Origin of the sequence: Streptomyces sp. P17 (genome assembly GCF_032436805.1) — a bacterium.
GTDB lineage: Bacteria > Actinomycetota > Actinomycetes > Streptomycetales > Streptomycetaceae > Streptomyces.
In genome coordinates this window covers 1-374 of record NZ_JAVRBF010000420.1, presented here as the reverse complement: position 1 = coordinate 374, position 374 = coordinate 1, and the positions used below count along the sequence as shown (strand labels likewise).

The 374-nt window shown below is 43.9% G+C and carries 1 pseudogene; it reads left to right on the top strand.

Going from position 1 to position 374, the window contains the following annotated elements:
* Positions 1-374: pseudogene (locus RMT89_RS41555) on the top strand (hypothetical protein); the annotation flags it as partial.

Genomic DNA, 374 nt, shown 5'->3' with positions numbered 1-374 from the left:
ACTCTTTTAACGGGTGTGGAACCTGTTGAAATCGATAGTGCGTTATTCAGCGCGCAACGTCGCAAACGTATGTATTGGACGAACATTCCAATCGCACCGATCGTTGACGCTGGTGTGAAATTCTGGATGATCCGTGAATACGGTTGCGAGGAACAAAAACCGTATAAAATGAAACGAACGCCGTCACGTGAGAAAATGTGGTCTGATGGCGCAGGTCGTTCAAGAAATTCAGGCAAAGGAATATGTGAAAACATCACATATGCTGACAAGGCATATACACTTACAACTAAGCAAGATCGTTGCCCGAATTCAGGGTTGATTGAATTTGAAGACTTTGCCCGTTATCTCACACATATCGAATGTGAAAGGTTGCA